We start from the raw sequence: 12,086 nt of genomic DNA, 5'->3' as shown, positions 1-12,086 counted from the left end.
CCCGCTCGCGAAACGACCGCGCGGCCTCTCGAGGCCCTGGCAATCAGCGCCTATTCGCGGTCGAGACTGCCGCGATTATGGTTAATGGCGCGTTAAGGGGCGCCCCTCGCCTCAAAAAAGCCGTACCGCGCGTTGAACATTTCGGTCGATCGACCGACCTATTCATAGCGGTCAGACGGCCGCGGAATAGTGGGGAATGCCGGGCGACGGTTCCCCGAACGACGACCATTGAACGGGCATCCGCCTTCAACTTTCCAGAAAGGGATCAGCTCATGAGTGATCACGTCATCTATCCTCCCTCTGCAAAGACCACCGCCGGCGGCCTGGTTGCGATGCTCTATGGCATCGTCAGTTATCTGTTGTTTCTCGCCACCTTCCTCTATGCGATTGCCTTCGTAGGCAACCTGCCGGTCCCGAAAACCATCGACAGCGGCCAGCCTGGACCGTTCATTCCATCGCTGATCATCAATGCCCTGTTGCTCGGCCTGTTCGCGGTCCAGCACAGCGTGATGGCGCGTCCCGCCTTCAAGCGCTGGTGGACGCGCCTCGTGCCGCCTGCGGTCGAACGCACGACGTTCGTGCTGTTTGCCAGCCTCGCATTGCTCCTGCTCTATTGGCAGTGGCGGCCGATGACGGACATCATCTGGTCGGTGACCGATCCGCTTGGCGCGGTCACGCTTGAGGCGATCTCCTGGATCGGCTGGACCGTGGTGCTCGCCAGCACTTTCATGATCAACCATTTCGAGCTGTTCGGCTTGCGCCAGGTGCTGGCGCGCCTGCTCAGGCAGGAGTTGCCGCCGGCCAAATTCAAGACGCCGATGCTCTATAAGTCCGTCCGGCACCCGATCTATCTCGGGTTCCTGATTGCCTTTTGGGCGACGCCGGTGATGACGGCCGGACATCTGCTGTTCGCCATTGCGACCACGGGCTACATCCTGATCGGCATCTGGCTGGAGGAGCGCGATCTCATCGCGTTGTTCGGCGACCAGTATCGCCGCTACCGGGAGCAAGTATCGATGCTGATCCCGCTACCGCGACGCAAATCGCGTGCAGATGGCGCGGGTTAATCGTCGCCATGGTGCCCGGCCCCGCGCCGGGCATCGACACCAGCGGATGTGCAGATATCGAGCCGTGGGCGAGACGATCGCGCCTAGCCACTGCCGCCGGAATTCATGTAGCGTTTGGCGCAGATCAATCACATCGCGAGACAATATGGCGCGCACCGCGGTGAAGAAGATCGAGACCAGCACGAGCCTGCTCGAGGCCGCCAAGAAGGTGCTGCGTCGTGCCGGCTATGCGGGCCTCTCGACCCGGGAAGTCGCGGCAGAAGCCCGCGTGCCGCTCAGCCAGATTCACTATCATTTTGGTTCCAAGCAGAACCTGGTCCTCGAGCTGTTCGAATATCTCAATACCCAGCTTCTGGACCGGCAGAACAGATTGTTCGGAGATCCATCCCTGAAACTGTCCGAGCAGTGGGACCGCGCCTGCGATTACCTGGATGATGACATTGCCTCAGGCTACGTGCGGGTGCTGCAGGAGCTGATCGCCGTGAGCTGGCATGACGCGGAAGTAGCCAAGGTGATCCGCGCCGGCATTATGGGTTGGGTCGATCTGATCGTCGGCCTGGCACGGGAGGCTGAACAGAAGATCGGCCCCCTCGGCCCCTTCTCGGCGGAGGAAGTCGGCGCGATCGCCGCTTCCAGTTTCATCGGGGGCGAAAGCCTGTTCCTGCTCGGTCTGGAGAAGAAGGGCTCGCCGATCCGGGCGTCGCTTCGTCGCGTCGGCGATCTCATCCGGATTGCGGAAGGATCCTCACCAGACAGGAGGTGATGCCATGCGCGCAAAATTGCCTGATAGCGCGGGCTTCGTTAGCCGCGGCGGCGTGAAGCTCGCCTATGAAATCTATGGCGACACGCCTGATGCCATGCTGTTCATCCCGCCCTGGAGCATCGTTCATTCACGAATCTACAAGGCACAGCTCCCCTATTTCAGCGAGCGCTTCCGCTGCATCACCTATGACGGCCGCGGCAATGGCAAATCCGACCGGCCGGAGGATGTCGCCGCCTACACGCTGGACAATTATCTGGCCGACGCCCTCGCCGTCATGGATGCTCTCGACGTCGACCGAGCGATCCTTGTCGGACTCTCGCTCGGCGGCCTGCTCGCCTCCGTTCTCGCGGCGCATCATCCCGAGCGCGCCAAGGCAGCGATTCTTGCCGGTACGGTCTCGACTATCGGACCTGCGCACCACGAAAGGTTGGCTGCATCGCACTTTTTGGCCGCGCGCGACCGTCACGAAGGCTGGGACAAGTTCAACCGGGATTACTGGCTGAAGAACTATCCTGACTTTGCCGAGTTCTTCATTCGCAACATCTGCAGCGAGCCGCATTCGACCAAGCAGATCGAGGATGGAATCGGCTGGGCCGCCGAGACCAGCGGGCCGACGTTGATCAAGACGGTGGAAGCGCGCAGCATCCTTCCCGGGTTCGACGTCAGCGAAGAAATGTACCGCAAGATTCGCTGTCCGATGCTGTTCATCCACGGCGACAACGACCAGATCCAGCCTCATGAGCGCGCGAAGGCCGCGCACGCCGAGGTGAACGGCTCGGAGTTCGTCACGATCGAAGGCGGTGGACATAACCCTCTCGGGCGGTATCCGGCAAAGGCGAACACCCTGATCAACGACTTTATCGATCGACGGTTGGGCATCACGGCGCCGTCGCGTGCGTCGTTGCCACGCACGACACGCGAGAAGCGCGCCCTCTATCTTTCGTCTCCGATCGGTCTCGGCCATGGCCGTCGCGACATCGCTGTCGCGCGCGAACTGCGAAAGCTCCATCCGGACCTGAAAGTGGACTGGCTGGCACAGGACCCCGTCACACGCCTGCTCGAAGCCAACAACGAACATGTCCATCCGCTTAGCGCCCGGCTTGCCAGCGAGACGCGGCATATCGAGCTCGAAAGCGGCGAGCATGAGTTGCACTGCTTTCAGGCGCTCCGCCGCATGGATGAAGTGCTGATCAAGAACTTCATGATCTTCCAGGACGCCGTCGAGCAAGGCGCCTATGACCTCGTGATCGCGGACGAGGCCTGGGACATCGACCACTACTGGCACGAGCACCCCGAACTGAAGAAGGCGAAGCTTGCCTGGCTGACAGACTTTGTCGGTTACGTGCCGATGCCGGCCGGCGGCGAGCATGAGGCGCTCCTGACGACGGACTATAATGCGGAGATGATTGAGCACATCGAGCAACACCCGGGCGTGCGCGATCGCTCGATTTTCGTCGGCACACCTGAAGACATCGCGCCCCTGTCGTTCGGCGCAGATCTACCTCTGATGCGCGACTGGATACCGAAGCATTTCGATTTTGCCGGCTACGTTATCGGCGAGCATCCCCAGACCTTCGGCGACAAGGAATCGCTTCGCGAAAGGCTGGGGTACCGCGACGACGAGCAAATTTGCATCGTCACCGTCGGCGGCTCAGGCATCGGTGCGCACCTGATCCGGCGTATCCTCCAGGCCTATCCCATCGTAAAGGCGAAGCTTCCGGACTTGCGTATGATCGTGGTCGCCGGCCCGCGCATCGATGCGGCGTCCCTGGCCGCGCCTGCGGGCGTCGAGGTACGGGCTTTCGTCGCCAATCTCGATCGCCATCTCGCGGCCTGCGATCTTGCATTGGTGCAAGGCGGGCTCACCACCTGCATGGAACTTGCTGCTGCCGGCACGCCATTCGTCTATTTTCCGCTGCGAAACCATTTTGAGCAGACCTTTCATGTCGCTCATCGTCTCCGCCGCTATGGCGCGGGCATTGAAATGGATTTCGCGGCCTCCACACCGGACATGATTGCCGATGCGATGATGCTGGCTTTATCGAGGTCGGATGGACCGAATCCAGTCGAGGCAGATGGGGCAAGACGCGCAGCCCGCTTGATCGCCGAACTGCTGGAATGATCCGGCTTTCGGCCAGACGAACCGAAGCTATTCGCGGTAGACCGCCTTTGGATCGAACAGGCGGTCGGCGTCGACGAATGACAATCGCGTATCACCGTCGACCTTGCGGTAGAAGCACGACCGCCGGCCGGTGTGACAGGCGGCGCCGATCTGCTCTACCCTGATCCAGACCGCGTCCTGATCGCAATCCAGGCGCATCTCGACCACGCGCTGGGTCTGACCCGACGTCTCACCTTTTCGCCACAACGCGTTGCGCGAACGGCTGAAGTACCAGGCCTCGCCGCTCGCGATGGTCTTGCGCAATGCCTCGTCATTCATGTGCGCGACCATCAGCACGTCGCCGGTGGCGACATCGGTCGCGACACAGGTCACGAGCCCGGACGCGTCGAATTTGGGCTGGAAATCCAGCCCTTCTTCGCGATCGTGATCATGTTTTGGGGTGGACACGGCAGACCTCGCCAAAATTCAAGCGAGGTTACCGGTTCGGTCCTCGCACCAGGGACAGGAAACGCTGCTGCTCCGCCGGATTGTCGCGGAACATGCCGGTGAACCGGCTGGTGAACGTCATCGCACCGTGCTTGGCGACGCCGCGCACCGACATGCAGGTATGCTCCGCCTCGATCAGCACGGCAACACCGCGGGGTTTCAGGACCTCGTCGATCGCGGCTGCGATCTGGGCGGTCAGGTGCTCCTGGGTCTGCAGGCGGCGGGCGAAGATATCGGTCAGCCGCGCCAGCTTCGACAATCCCACCACCCGCTCGACCGGCGTATAGGCGATATGCGCCCTGCCGTAGAACGGCATCATGTGGTGCTCGCATTGCGAGGTGAATTCGATATCGCGGACCAGGACGAAATCGTCGTAGCCGGCGGTTTCGCCAAAGGTGCGGTCCAGCACCTCGGCTGGGCACTGGTGGTAGCCCTGATAGAGTTCGTCAAAGGCTTCGACCACCCGGCGCGGCGTATCCAGCAGGCCCTCGCGGCCGGGGTTCTCACCGATATAGCTGAGCAAGGTGAGCACGGCCCGTTCGGCCTCCGCACGCGAGGGGCGCGGCAGGTCGGCGCGGACGGCAGCCGCCAGGAACTCGGCCGGATCGAGCTCGGCCGGGCGGGTATCCGGGGCCACATCGGGCGATTTGACTTCAGAGGGCTTGGCGGTACGGATGGATTTGATCAATGCGTCCATGTCTTCTCCGTTCGACCGGTCCAAAAGACCGGAGTGTCACCGGGCAGACGGGGCGGTTTTGCCGCCGGGCGCCTGAGTCCCATCCACAACACGCTGACGGCCGAGCTGATTTCCACCTCTGGCCGCCCAAGGCAAACGGCCGGGCTGTTTTTCCGCCGTTCCTGTCCATATATAGGACGATGAAACCCAGCCGCCAAGGGCGCTCGGACCGCCGCCCGGGACACCGATTCTCATGCTGAACGACATCTACAACAAGCGGATCATCGAACTGGCGGGCAATATCCCCCGCCTCGGCCGCCTCCCCGACCCCCACGCCAGCGCCACCGCCCACTCCAAACTGTGCGGTTCGACCGTCAAGGTCGATCTCAAGATGGACGGGCCCGTGGTCACCGACTTCGCCCATGACGTGAAGGCCTGCGCACTGGGACAAGCCTCCTCCTCGATCATGGCAAGCCATGTGGTCGGCTCGACGGCTGGCGAGTTACGTGAATTGCGAGAAACCGTGCGCAAGATGCTGAAAGAAAACGGCGGTCCCCCGCAAGGCAAATGGGCCGACATCGGCCTGCTCGAACCGGTGCGCGACTACAAGGCCCGCCACGCCTCGACCATGCTGACCTTCGACGCCGTGGTCGACGCCATCGGCCAGATCGAAGCGAGGGCGAAGCAGCCGGCGTCGGCGTAAGGGGCAAGCCCAGCATACCGTCGTCATACCCCGCGAATGCGGGGTATCCAGTACGCCGGGAACTCTCGATCGATCGCTGACGTCTCTGGAATACTGGGTCGCCCGGTCAAGCCGGGCGATGACACCGTCGGTACGGGTAGAGCCTACTTCTGCTGCGGCGGCTGGGTCGGCGCGGCTGCAGAGCCACCGGTCGGAACCGCGGCTTCGGCGGTCTTGGTGGACTTGCCGGTCTGCGGCTGCGCGTCACCCTCGACAGCGGAACTGACGAAGCGGTCCTGCGGCTTGGCCGGCTTCGCCTCGGCCATTGGCACCGACGTATTGTCCTGCGGGAACACATCGGCGATCGCATCGGTCGTGACGAGATTGGCCAGGCGCAATTCACCGCGCGACAATTCGTGCAGATCTTCCCACGGCGGCACGCTGAGCGCGAGCGACAGCAGATCGCCGGTTCCGCCCATGTCGAAGGTGTACTTCGTGAGGCGGCCGATGTCGCGTTGCACGATCATCAGATCCTGCGCGGTGTAGCTCGCGGCCTTGGCGTCGTCGGCGCGATCGCCCATCCAGATCTGGTGCACCCGGACACGCGCGACAGGCGGCACGTAACGGGTCTTGCCCGACAGCAGCAGGAACACGCACATCGACTCGCAATAGGCTTCCGGCGCCACGCTCGCGCGTTCGCCTTGCGGGGTTTGCTTGCGTACGGTGGCGCCGACCGTGGTCAGCGCGCCGAGACTGCGGAACCGCCGGCCGAGTGCGATGGAATCGTTGACCGAGCCGCCGCTGGAATCCAGCACGATGGTCGCCCCGGCAAGCTGGCGATCCTTGGCGAACTCCTCGAACTCCCTCGGACTATCGGATGTGACGATGCCGACCGCCGAGACCCAGCCCCTGCAATCGGGCTGGCAAGCATTCCACTTGAAATGCATCGGCTGCTTGCGTTCTTCGAGAGTGCCGCCGGCATGCGCCGAGTTGCCCAGCGTCGTGACCGCGCCAGGCAATGCGAGACAGAAGGCGGTGGCGCCGAGGAGCGCCCAGCCGCGAGATTTCAGCGACGTCACAAACCTCAATTTGGTTCCTTCCCCCAAGTCCCTTCAGGGAGCAATGGCAACGGCCCCACTTCAACGCGACATGATTCTGTCATCGACGCGTTGCCGAAACGGTAACCGTACTGTCCTGTGTCGTCCATAATACCTTGGCTTGCTACGCCGCTTCGCGGTGCGATAATTGCGAACTGTGGCGTAAATATCTGCATCAAATCAGTTCCTTGCTTGGGAACTCCCGCAAGACTACGTACATGGCTTAGCATGGCGCCCACCGATCAGTTTCCGCACAAGCAATGCACAGACTGTGCCAGCGCGCTCCAACGTTTGCCGCGCAATGCCGGGCGCGCGCTGATCTGGATCTACCGGCACACGCTGTCGCCGCTGGTCGGCTACAATTGCCGGCATCTGCCGACATGTTCGGTGTATGGCGACGAAGCGATCGAACGCTTCGGTCTGTGGGGCGGCGGATGGATGACGCTGGCGCGTATCCTGCGCTGCCAGCCCTTCGGCACGTCCGGCATCGACAACGTGCCGCTGACGAGACCTGCGGGCGCGCGATGGTATCTGCCCTGGCGCTACGGACGCTGGCGCGGCGTCAACGGTTGATGAATGCGCATTGCTGATGCGTTGGAACTCCGGTTCTGCCGTCCGCATTGATTGCGGCACTCCCTCAGGGAGGAAACAACCCATGCGCTGGAAAATCAGTGACCATGGTCACGATGTCAGGCTGAACGACCTGCTCGCGATCCTCGCGCTGCTCATCCTCATTGTCGCGGCTTGGCAATATTTCGGCACGCGCTCCGAACCGCCAAGCAAAGCGGCCTTCATCGTACCGAGTCAAAGCGTACGCTGGTGAAGTCCGGGCGTTCTATCGCCAGAAGAAGAAGCCGCCCCGCGGCTGCGGCCAGAAATCCGCTGGCGGCCGCTGCCCTATATCCGCCGGCGGACGCGGCCTGCGCGGACGCGGCGGTGGCGGTGGCGCCTCCGCCGACGCCGTGGCGTCGATAGCGGGCGATCCATCATCGGGCAATCTCACGGAGAGCAGCACATTCGTTTCAGGCGTGCGCCAGCGGTAGCCGATGCCGAAATCAATCGGCTGCGCGCGGCGGAAGAGTGCTTCATATGACTCCTGGTAGCGCCCCGGGAATTCGTCGATCGGTCCGAGATAGCGGCCGAACGGGAACAAGCGCCATTTCTTCGTGCTGTAATAGGCCAGCGGAATTCCGGAATCATCCTGGATGATGGTGGCGCTGTTGTTGAGCAGGAAGTTGCGCACCGTGGTGAAGTTGCCGGAATGCAGCAGATAGGACGCACTCTTGATCAGGCTGTTGGCGGGCGCGAGCGTCTCGCAGAATTTCAGGAAGCCGCTCGCCTTCACGCCGGAATTGGAAAGATCGGTCGAGAAATAATACAGCGTCTTTTCCTGGCCGTCGCTGTCGGCGAAGGTGATGCGCACGCCGCGCACGGCATTCGGTCCGGCATTTTCGCCTGCGAAATGCGCCGCGCCCTGGTCGTCCAGCGAGATCGGGCTGACGCTCTTCACGGTCATGCCCGAGCGCGCCAGGAACACGTAGAGGATCGGCAAGGTGCCGCTGATCTGGCCCGCCTGCAGATCGGTCTTCATCTGCTTGGTGATGAAGAAACTGAAGCTCAGGATCGAAGCCAGCGAACGCTCGACATTGTAGAGCGCCGACGCAATGCCGCCGCGCGGCAATCTCGAAAGGTCGGGCACCGAGCCGACCGGCTCGAGCGCACTCAGCACGTAGGTCGACGCCTTGGAATGGAACGCGTTCGCATAGAGAAAGTCCGGACCTGAGAACATGTAGAACATGGTCGGCTTGGGCGCCGCCAGATTGGTATCCGCCCAGGCGCGGATCCGCGATATCTGACGCTGCTCGAGTTGCCCAAACGCGGAGTCGAAGAATTTGGCGTGGCGTTGCCAGGCCGGGTCGTTGGTGAGCGGCGCGAGCGGCGAATCCGCCGAAGGCATCATGCCCGCCAGAAATTTCGCGGTATCGTCAGCGGATGCAGTTTGGGCACGAGCAGGAAGCGCCGCCGCAAACAGCATCACAGCAGCAAGCGTCGCCAGTCGAACGGAACGCAGCATATTCATTCACGACCCGAAGATGCGGCCACGGGAACTTGATCTGCCCGCTTGCGGAAAACGCCGTAAATCAGGAGACCAGAAAGCATTATCAAAAGACCCAGCAGCGACTGCAACGGCCGTTCGGTCAAAAGGTAGTACATCATGAACCCGGTCACGAGCAGGAAAACCACAGGGGTCACCGGATACCCCCAGGCCCGGTAGGGCCGCGGCAGATCGGGGTGCGTGATGCGCAGCTTGATCACGCCGAGCACGGTGAAGAACGAGCAGAACAATAGCGCGAACTGGATGAAATCGAGCACGGCCTCGAAGCTGCGCGTAAACAGCATCAGGCTCGCGACCGTGAGCTGAAATAGAATGGCGTAAGGCGGCGCGCCGCCGGTCGACCTTCGGGCGAACGGCCGCAGCACCGGAAGGTCCTCGCCCATCGTCATCATGACGCGCGGCCCGATCCACATCATCGCGCTGATCGACGAGATCAACCCGAAACAGATCATCGCACCGACGATGCGGCCGCCGAATTCGCCGAAGATGTAGCTGCCGGAAATCCGGGCGACGTCGAGCTGGCCGGCGAGCTTGTCGATCGGCGCGGTGTGCAGGAACACCGCGTTGAGCGCCACATACAACACCAGCACGATCAGCGTTCCTATCAGCATCGCCCGCGGCACGTTGCGCTCGGGCAACCTCACCTCGCCGATGATGTAGGTCGCCGCGTTCCATCCCGAGAACGAATACATCACGAAGACGAGGCTGATCGCGAACGGCGCGCTGACGATATGGGTGAAGTCGGAAGCCGACGGCGCGAACGACACCGGTTGCCCGGAACCGAGCAAGAAGCCGCAGACCAGGAAGGCCACGATCAGCACCACCTTCAGGATGGTCGCGACCAGTTGAAAGGTCGAGGAATGCCGCACGCCGGTGAGTTGCACCAGCGACACCAGCCAGACCACGCCGACCGCAAGCACCAGCGGTGGCGCATTTGGTAGCACCGACTTGCCGTACTCGCCGAATGCCATCGCGGCCAGCGCGACGGGTGCGGCGAAGCCGACGGTTGCCGATACCCAGCCCGCTACAAAACCGAAGGCCGGGTGATAGGCCCGGCCGAGGAAATTGTACTCGCCGCTCGAACGCGGAAACATCGCGCCGAGTTCGCCGTAGGAAAACACCCCGCATAGCGCAACGATGCCGCCGACGGTCCACAGCAGCAGGATCGAAAAGCCGGAGGGAATATCCTTGACCTGAAAGCCGAGGCTGGTGAAGACGCCGACGCCGACCATGTCGGCAACGACGATGGCAACCGCCACCAGAACCGAAACGGTGGAGCGTCCGCCGGAGCGCGAGCCGGGCCACGCTGGGCTTCCCGTTTCTGATGCCGCCATCTCGGACCCCACATTCAAGCGCCCGCAGCCGAGAGCCGCATCGTGCAGGCTGACGCCCTTCAATTCAAGCAATGTTTACAATGGTTTAAATTGAGACGCGAAATAGGTTTTATAATACCGTCGCTATTCCCGTGCCACTACTGGATTGCGAAAACATCGTGACGGTCCCCACAATCGCGACACGATTGCATGGTCCCCTCAGGGCTTCCGGACGTGGGGAGTTTTTCCGGACGCTTAACGTCGTCTAAGCGCGTGCGAGCTTAACCTCGGTTGACGGTGATCTTGGGACATTGGGGTGGATGGTCGGAGCTGATCCGAAATTCCAGACAGTTGGTCGTGGCCAGCCGACATTGTCGGCTGTGCCGCGGCGCACCCTGCCGCTACGATGGCACTGGTTTGCGCTGGCTGCGCTGATCGTGCCGCTATCCTTTGTCCTGGTTCAGTACGGCAAGGCGCCGAGCGCCGAAATGCTGGCGGCGAACACGGGAGGCGCAAAATCCCGGCCCGCCAAATCCCAAGCTTCAATCGTTACGTTCGACGACCGTTTCCCCACGCTGCAATTCGCCGACCGTTTCCCGACCGCCAATGAAAGCCTGCCACAGGTCCAGCGCCAGGTCGCGCTGGCGCAGCCGCCGCGCACGGTGCGCACCGAACCCGTGAGGGTCGCCTCGCTGACGCCAACGCTGACGCTACCCCGCGCCGAGCGTGAAGAGCTGACCACGCTGGTCAGCATGAAGTCCTCGGCCTTCCCCTATTTCGGCACCAATCCGCGCTCCGAAGAGCCGTTCCTCAACATTTCCAAGGGCGACCGCAAAGGCCATCGCAGTTACAGCGGCAAGGTCTATTGGCAGGACGAGACCTACAACGACAGCCGCGTGCTGGTGCACGTCCCCGAGACGTTCGACGTCAGGAAGCCCGGCATGATCGTGGTGTTCTTCCACGGCAACGGCGCAACGCTGGAGCGCGACGTCCGCGACCGGCAATTGGTGCCGCAGCAGATCTCGGATTCCGGCGTCAACGCCGTGCTGCTCGCGCCCCAGATGGCGGTGAATGCCGCTGACTCCTCGGCCGGCAAGTTCTGGCAGCCGGGCGGCTTCAAGCGCTTCATCGATGAATCAGCGAGCCATCTCGCCCGCCTCTACGGCGATCCGCAGTCGGCGCAGGCATTCGCGAACCTGCCGATCGTGATCGTCGGCTATAGCGGCGGCTTCCTGCCGACCGCCTGGAGCCTCGAAGTCGGTGGCGTTCCCAACCGGGTCCGCGGCGTGTTCCTGCTCGACGCCGTCTATGGCGAACTCGACAAGTTCGCGTCCTGGATCGAGAAAAACCGTACCGGCTTCTTCGTCTCTTCGTATACCCGCTACACCAAGCGGCACGACCAGGAGCTGATGCAGATGCTCCGCGACCGGGGCATCACCGTCACCGAGAGCATGGACGGGCCACTGCGGCCCGGCAGCGTCGTGTTCGTGCAGACGCCTGATGGCGTCACCCATCGCAATTACGTCACGCGGGCCTGGACCGAGCATCCGGTCAAGGACGTGCTGGTCAAGATGGCGGCAACGCCCGCTTTGACCCGGGTCGCCAGCGCACCCAACGCAAGCCGGTAACCGCCTCTTCGCCGCGCCATCGCGGGGTGCCGGCCATCATCTCCCTCAAATCGAATTCTGATGTTGATGACGTTTGACTTGTGTACGGCGCTGGGCGTCAGCTTCAAGGCCGCGCTGACGCGAATCTCGGATTAGG

12 protein-coding genes are annotated in these 12,086 nt (G+C 62.5%); 7 read left to right on the top strand and 5 right to left on the bottom strand.

Annotation, left to right across the window (positions count from 1 at the left end; all coding sequences use genetic code 11):
* Positions 1 to 272: 272 nt before the first annotated feature.
* The 3 genes from mddA (at position 273) to KIP88_RS15470 (ending at position 3,952) form a co-directional block, all read left to right on the top strand.
* On the top strand, positions 273 to 1,067 hold the full coding sequence (gene mddA / locus KIP88_RS15480; protein WP_249790786.1) for a methanethiol S-methyltransferase: 795 nt from the start codon (positions 273 to 275) through the stop codon (positions 1,065 to 1,067).
* 145 nt (positions 1,068 to 1,212) lie between these two features.
* Positions 1,213 to 1,830, top strand: a complete 618-nt coding sequence (locus KIP88_RS15475) for a TetR/AcrR family transcriptional regulator (RefSeq protein ID WP_214488764.1) — start codon at positions 1,213 to 1,215, stop codon at positions 1,828 to 1,830.
* Positions 1,831 to 1,834: 4 nt separating this feature from the next.
* Positions 1,835 to 3,952, top strand: coding sequence for an alpha/beta hydrolase (locus tag KIP88_RS15470; protein WP_214488763.1), 2,118 nt, complete (start codon positions 1,835 to 1,837; stop codon positions 3,950 to 3,952).
* A 27-nt stretch (positions 3,953 to 3,979) separates the two neighbouring features.
* Here the strand turns inward: KIP88_RS15470 and hisI are convergent, their stop codons facing one another.
* On the bottom strand, positions 3,980 to 4,399 hold the full coding sequence (hisI, locus tag KIP88_RS15465; protein WP_308163569.1) for a phosphoribosyl-AMP cyclohydrolase: 420 nt from the start codon (positions 4,397 to 4,399) through the stop codon (positions 3,980 to 3,982).
* 28 nt (positions 4,400 to 4,427) lie between these two features.
* Positions 4,428 to 5,135: a GTP cyclohydrolase I FolE gene (gene folE, locus KIP88_RS15460; protein ID WP_214488761.1), complete on the bottom strand. Its 708-nt coding sequence runs from the start codon at positions 5,133 to 5,135 to the stop codon at positions 4,428 to 4,430.
* 232 nt (positions 5,136 to 5,367) lie between these two features.
* Here folE and KIP88_RS15455 point away from each other — a divergent pair, with 232 nt between their 5' ends.
* The gene (locus KIP88_RS15455) at positions 5,368 to 5,817 is read left to right on the top strand and encodes an iron-sulfur cluster assembly scaffold protein (protein WP_214488760.1); all 450 of its coding nucleotides are present in this window, start codon (positions 5,368 to 5,370) and stop codon (positions 5,815 to 5,817) included.
* Between the two features lie 143 nt (positions 5,818 to 5,960).
* Here the strand turns inward: KIP88_RS15455 and KIP88_RS15450 are convergent, their stop codons facing one another.
* Positions 5,961 to 6,884: a hypothetical protein gene (locus tag KIP88_RS15450; RefSeq protein ID WP_214488759.1), complete on the bottom strand. Its 924-nt coding sequence runs from the start codon at positions 6,882 to 6,884 to the stop codon at positions 5,961 to 5,963.
* 237 nt (positions 6,885 to 7,121) lie between these two features.
* Between KIP88_RS15450 and yidD the strand changes: the two genes are divergently transcribed.
* Both yidD and KIP88_RS15440 read left to right on the top strand, forming a co-directional pair.
* Positions 7,122 to 7,466, top strand: coding sequence for a membrane protein insertion efficiency factor YidD (gene yidD / locus KIP88_RS15445; RefSeq protein ID WP_214488758.1), 345 nt, complete (start codon positions 7,122 to 7,124; stop codon positions 7,464 to 7,466).
* 82 nt (positions 7,467 to 7,548) lie between these two features.
* Positions 7,549 to 7,716, top strand: a complete 168-nt coding sequence (locus KIP88_RS15440) for a hypothetical protein (protein ID WP_214488757.1) — start codon at positions 7,549 to 7,551, stop codon at positions 7,714 to 7,716.
* Positions 7,717 to 7,728: 12 nt separating this feature from the next.
* Here KIP88_RS15440 and KIP88_RS15435 read toward each other — a convergent pair whose 3' ends face one another.
* Both KIP88_RS15435 and KIP88_RS15430 read right to left on the bottom strand, forming a co-directional pair.
* Positions 7,729 to 8,967, bottom strand: a complete 1,239-nt coding sequence (locus tag KIP88_RS15435) for a hypothetical protein (protein ID WP_249790815.1) — start codon at positions 8,965 to 8,967, stop codon at positions 7,729 to 7,731.
* Between the two features lie 2 nt (positions 8,968 to 8,969).
* Positions 8,970 to 10,343, bottom strand: coding sequence for an APC family permease (locus KIP88_RS15430; protein ID WP_214488756.1), 1,374 nt, complete (start codon positions 10,341 to 10,343; stop codon positions 8,970 to 8,972).
* Positions 10,344 to 10,642: 299 nt separating this feature from the next.
* Between KIP88_RS15430 and KIP88_RS15425 the strand changes: the two genes are divergently transcribed.
* On the top strand, positions 10,643 to 11,950 hold the full coding sequence (locus KIP88_RS15425) for an alpha/beta hydrolase (RefSeq protein ID WP_249790785.1): 1,308 nt from the start codon (positions 10,643 to 10,645) through the stop codon (positions 11,948 to 11,950).
* Positions 11,951 to 12,086 lie beyond the last annotated feature (136 nt).

It is taken from the genome of Bradyrhizobium sp. SRL28, assembly GCF_018596315.1.
Lineage (GTDB): Bacteria > Pseudomonadota > Alphaproteobacteria > Rhizobiales > Xanthobacteraceae > Bradyrhizobium.
Note: the sequence above shows the minus strand (reverse complement) of the source record. Positions and strands in the feature narration are given on the sequence as shown.

Excerpts from the sequence above, each read along its gene's own strand:
- KIP88_RS15435 (WP_249790815.1), bottom strand. The coding sequence starts at position 8,967 with ATGCTGCGTTCCGTTCGACTGGCGACGCTTGCTGCTGTGATGCTGTTT.
- KIP88_RS15470 (WP_214488763.1), top strand. The coding sequence starts at position 1,835 with ATGCGCGCAAAATTGCCTGATAGCGCGGGCTTCGTTAGCCGCGGCGGC.
- mddA (WP_249790786.1), top strand. The coding sequence starts at position 273 with ATGAGTGATCACGTCATCTATCCTCCCTCTGCAAAGACCACCGCCGGC.
- KIP88_RS15430 (WP_214488756.1), bottom strand. The coding sequence starts at position 10,343 with ATGGCGGCATCAGAAACGGGAAGCCCAGCGTGGCCCGGCTCGCGCTCC.
- yidD (WP_214488758.1), top strand. The coding sequence starts at position 7,122 with ATGGCGCCCACCGATCAGTTTCCGCACAAGCAATGCACAGACTGTGCC.
- KIP88_RS15455 (WP_214488760.1), top strand. The coding sequence starts at position 5,368 with ATGCTGAACGACATCTACAACAAGCGGATCATCGAACTGGCGGGCAAT.
- folE (WP_214488761.1), bottom strand. The coding sequence starts at position 5,135 with ATGGACGCATTGATCAAATCCATCCGTACCGCCAAGCCCTCTGAAGTC.
- KIP88_RS15440 (WP_214488757.1), top strand. The coding sequence starts at position 7,549 with ATGCGCTGGAAAATCAGTGACCATGGTCACGATGTCAGGCTGAACGAC.
- KIP88_RS15425 (WP_249790785.1), top strand. The coding sequence starts at position 10,643 with ATGGTCGGAGCTGATCCGAAATTCCAGACAGTTGGTCGTGGCCAGCCG.
- KIP88_RS15475 (WP_214488764.1), top strand. The coding sequence starts at position 1,213 with ATGGCGCGCACCGCGGTGAAGAAGATCGAGACCAGCACGAGCCTGCTC.